General features: G+C 39.6%; 5 protein-coding genes. 3 read left to right on the forward strand and 2 right to left on the reverse strand.

Going from position 1 to position 4,296, the window contains the following annotated elements; all coding sequences use genetic code 11:
• Positions 1 to 83: 83 nt before the first annotated feature.
• Positions 84 to 893, reverse strand: a complete 810-nt coding sequence (locus tag JIG41_RS14170; RefSeq protein ID WP_063530234.1) for a hypothetical protein — start codon at positions 891 to 893, stop codon at positions 84 to 86.
• A gap of 219 nt (positions 894 to 1,112) precedes the next feature.
• On the reverse strand, positions 1,113 to 1,508 hold the full coding sequence (gene tnpA, locus JIG41_RS14175; RefSeq protein WP_063530233.1) for an IS200/IS605 family transposase: 396 nt from the start codon (positions 1,506 to 1,508) through the stop codon (positions 1,113 to 1,115).
• 38 nt (positions 1,509 to 1,546) lie between these two features.
• On the opposite strand from tnpA, the gene JIG41_RS14180 reads away from it, so the two are divergent.
• The 3 genes from JIG41_RS14180 to JIG41_RS14190 all read left to right on the forward strand — a co-directional run bounded on the left by JIG41_RS14180 (position 1,547) and on the right by JIG41_RS14190 (position 4,161).
• On the forward strand, positions 1,547 to 2,773 hold the full coding sequence (locus JIG41_RS14180) for an RNA-guided endonuclease TnpB family protein (protein WP_063530232.1): 1,227 nt from the start codon (positions 1,547 to 1,549) through the stop codon (positions 2,771 to 2,773).
• Positions 2,774 to 3,211: 438 nt separating this feature from the next.
• Complete coding sequence (locus JIG41_RS14185; protein WP_138558759.1) at positions 3,212 to 3,394, forward strand: hypothetical protein; 183 nt, start codon at positions 3,212 to 3,214, stop codon at positions 3,392 to 3,394.
• Between the two features lie 437 nt (positions 3,395 to 3,831).
• The gene (locus tag JIG41_RS14190; RefSeq protein WP_063530229.1) at positions 3,832 to 4,161 is read left to right on the forward strand and encodes a hypothetical protein; all 330 of its coding nucleotides are present in this window, start codon (positions 3,832 to 3,834) and stop codon (positions 4,159 to 4,161) included.
• The last annotated feature ends 135 nt before the right edge of the window (positions 4,162 to 4,296 follow it).

Raw genomic sequence — 4,296 nt, forward strand, 5'->3', positions numbered from 1 at the left:
AGCAGTACATTGAAAATCAAAACACACCGCCAAGTGAAAGAGCCGTAAAAACTTCACGCGCTTTAAGTCAGAAAAAAGACTAGTTACCTCTTGCTTGACTCGCCCTTGAAAGGGTGAGATTGCGCAAGCCTAATGTTCAATATCAGCTCTAAAAGCTTCCCAGAGACAACCTTTCCTTCAAATAGAACCTTTTTGATTGTTGGTTTGTGTAAAGAAACTACACCATCAACTGTCACCGCTGTCGATAAAGCGCCATCTAATTTACCCGCTGATATATTGAGGTCATAAATAGCCGTGACATTAGCGGAATGGTCTGAGCCTCTTTTGATACTACAATTCATATCTTCATCAAAAATATCACTTGCATCTAAAGGGCGGGTCCAAAGGTCTATTAATGATACGTGATCAAATACATGCTTATGGGCGTCTTCATCTCTTAACACTGGCATCATCACAGCTTCAGATAAAGCCTCATAACCTTGAATTTTACCGATATCAGCGTCACTCATCTCACTATTCAATTTTGGGTATGGTATCCACCCTTTTCCTTGCTCAATCTGTTTCCAAATAGCTAAAGGCCTAAATGGGGCTGCTCCGATACCATCCAAAGACCACCGAAAAGATAAAAGTACGGCATGTACTTCACTAAAGTAGTAATTAAGGTTCTGAGGGTTTAGTAAGGCTTCTGTATACATTTCTAAAAAAGTTTTCTTTATTTTAGGGGGTAGAGTTACATCGTTTTGAATACACTGAACACCTTCATGCTCAGCTTCTCTACCCTGCTCTACTAAAGATTTGAAACGCTCTGAATGAGAAATGCTTTCTTGTGTTAGCTGGCAGGCGTACCTTACAATTTTATCTAAATGCTTGGGCTTTAAAGTATTCGGTTGCAAAGCAACACGATTGTACCCTACAGGATCAAACGCCCGAGCGTGGAGCGCTCGCTCATGTTAGAACTAATTCTAAATAGCCAATCTCTTAGCCTTAATGTATTTTCTACACCAAGCACTTCCCAACGTTTCAACTTTGCAAGGTTAGTAGCTGTTTTATCGAAAGTTCACCGAGAAAACCCCGTGATCAGAGCGAAGTGATGTCGCGGGGATGAATCGGTATCACCCCTGCTCTTGAATATATTTTCGTATTATCTCTGCACTAGCATTTCCTACAAAACACACAAAGTATCCATCAAACCAAAATGTTTTCTCTTTCCAAAATTGGTTTTTGAGGTAAGGAAATGATTTCCAGATTTTAGTAGTTGTCGCTTGTTTAATCCTCCTTGCGTACTGGCCTACAGAATATCGAGTGCCGATTGTAATCAGCATATGAATGTGATCTTTGTCTATTTCAACCTCTTCGATCCTGAAGTTAGAAGATAGAGAAACATCGAAAACCGTTTTCTTAACAAACTCACCCAGATTTCCGTTTAGTAAAGGTTTTCTGTACTTAACTACCAGAATTAAATGAAGTGCAATTAAATATTTGCAGTGAGATTTAGTTTCATACTCCAACTTGACAACTAGACCTTATACAGTAGTCTATACAGTATATGAAAAAGACGCTCAGATACAACTACAGGCTAAATCCTACGCCAGAGCAAGAAGCTAAGCTTATTGAGTTTGGTGCGACAGCGCGTGGCATTTGGAATCTGTTGTTGTCTGAAAATATGCGTCGATATGAGTACGATAAGACGTTCTTGTTTTACAAAGAAATGGCCTCGCTTCTTAAGGAATTAAAGCCTTTCGAAGAGTTTGCGTGGATTAAATCTTTTGATTCAGCAGCGGCTCAGCAGGTTGCGCGCGATTTAGAAACTGCTGTTAAGAATGCTTTTTCAAAGGTTCGTTTGCAGCGCTTTCCAAAGCACAAAGTCTCATACAAAAAGAAAAAACTTCACAACGACTCGTTTCGAGCCGTCAATAATTCCAATTGCATTCGAATCGAAAATGGCGCTATCAGTATTCCGAAGGTCGGCAAAGTGCCAATCGTTCTGCATCGTGAGCTAGTGAGCAAAATTAAAACCGTCACTGTTCAATATCGTCACGGAAAATGGGAATGCAGTATCACTCAGGAAGTGGAATGCAAAACGGCTAAACAAGTTTTGGAAACGATCACTGGCTTTGACATCAACTCAAAGCAAACGGTGGTTGGTTCGAACGGTTTCGTGGCCGACAACCCGAAGTTTTTAAAGCAAGCAATAGAGAAGTTAAATCAATTGCAACGCCAGCTTGCACGTCGAACCAAAGGGTCAAATCGCTGGCTAAAAACAAAACAACGCATCAATAAATTACACGGAAAAATCTCAAGGCAAAGGCTGGACTTTGCGCACAAAACTTCACGACAGATAACCAATGAAAATGATATTTTAGTGTTCGAAGATTTAAACGTAAAAGCGATGCAAAAGTTCAATGGTAGTATGGTTGCAGATAACGTGATGGGTTTGATCACTCAGCTTTCAAAGTACAAAGCTGAGCTAGAAGGCAAGCTCTATCATGAAATAGGTCGTTTTGAAAAATCCACTGGAATTTGTTCGGAGTGCGGGCAACGCCATGTTTTAACATTGAATGATAGGCGCTTTACTTGTACGGCTTGCGGAGCGTATCAAAGCCGCGATCTAGCTGCTGCTAAAAGCATAGCTAGTACAGGTGAATTAGATATAATTGCGGCTGGAATCGTCGCAAGGGTAACACCCGCATCTCAGCAGAAACAATCTGTTAAAACGAAAGTCTTCGAATTATCGAAGTTGGATTTTGGATCTGAGAAAAAAGAAGCAGCCTAGCTGTTAAGCTAGACTGTAGAAGCCCAGTGATCAGAGTGAACCGATGTCGCTGGGTAGTTCACGTTTCGATTAAGACCATAGTAAGTCCGATTCCATAACGCGCACTTTTGAAATAATTAACCTCGAATAAGTGGCGAATTCACCCTGAATAATTTGAGTTAGCATTATGTAACTATTTGATAGTGGTGGGTTTTTGTGTTTTTTGTGGCTGGCGAATATTTAAGGTTTTTTATAATTGATTGAGGTTGGCTTTATGATTTTTCGAGTTTATATTTTGGCGAATTCACCTTGAATAATTAAGTGTAAATATATTTTAGTTATTGTTCTGTATGACTTTTTTTTAAAAATAATCGTGGAGAATATTTAGTTATCATTTCAATCAAAGCGCGTTCTCTATCCTATGTGACCATAGTTACAAAATTTAAGTTGAAGTGTGAAGTGAGTGTTTTCAAAGTTAATCCAATAGACATCATTGATAGCGTTGTTGTTGGAACAGTTAACCAAGTAAGTAGAGAGAAATTAGTTGCTCAAGCCTTTTCTTCATCTGTAGCTGATATAAGAGCTCTAATTGAAAATGAGCGAGCAATAATTACTTCTTTATGTTCGTTTGGGAAAGACTAGACAGTTACACTGCTAATTGTGATGGAGGCTTAACGTCAAGCTATTGCAGCAAAAACCATTGAACCAGAACGCCCATTGATCGTATCGACAGTTAATACAAAAGCAGAAGCGATACCTATGCAAATGTTTGTTAACTATGCCAGTAAGAGAATGCTTGAATATGCTAAGTCTGTAGGTATCAATATTCAGTTTAAATTAGTCCAACCTTCATTGAACAATGAATTCTTCATTAGGTACGTTGGTGGCCAGAAAATTCCAGCAACACCAACTCGCTCCGGTGATTGCTCAGTAATTTTAAAGGTTAACCCAAACGAACACTTTGTTAACTCTCTTGTAGAGTCTATTAGGCACTCAAAGAAGTATGGCAATTATGCCAGTTCACCAATTATTTCTTGCTTAGGTTCTAGGGAAAAGAGTCTTCGCGTAGGTCAAAGAATATGGAGCGACACAATCTAAAAGGTAAGTCTGCAGAAGATTTAATGAACTCAATGACATCACAGTCTATTGGAAACTCAAAAGTCTACAATTATGCTCCAATTCGTGACTGGGAGACTGATGATGTATTTCTTTTGCTCAGCTTGGCTGGTTCAAAACCACTACAAAGATCTTGCTATGACATACCAGGTTTCTTATCAAACTTTGGTCTTTTAATCGAGATATACGGTAATGGTACAAGTGAGACTTGCGAAATTGCTACAGGTCAAAGTGGTGGGGCTGGCTGCAATGGCAAAGCACGCTACGGGTGTTCTATTTGTACTATCGTGTGAACTACTCGCGCCTAAAGGCATCGAGCTTCCAAGATAATAGCCTAAGCTACTAACCTTTCTTTTTTGACGCTTCGTTGGACACCGCTAGTCGAGCTTTTGACTCGGCTAGTCTTACGATTGCCTCCACGTCCACTA

It is taken from the genome of Pseudoalteromonas sp. bablab_jr011 (assembly GCF_016464045.1).
Lineage (GTDB): Bacteria > Pseudomonadota > Gammaproteobacteria > Enterobacterales > Alteromonadaceae > Pseudoalteromonas > Pseudoalteromonas lipolytica.

What these genes read in the sequence shown, in the direction of transcription:
- JIG41_RS14180 (WP_063530232.1), top strand. Translation starts at nt 1,547, where the DNA reads ATGAAAAAGACGCTCAGATACAACTACAGGCTAAATCCTACGCCAGAG.
- JIG41_RS14190 (WP_063530229.1), top strand. Translation starts at nt 3,832, where the DNA reads ATGGAGCGACACAATCTAAAAGGTAAGTCTGCAGAAGATTTAATGAAC.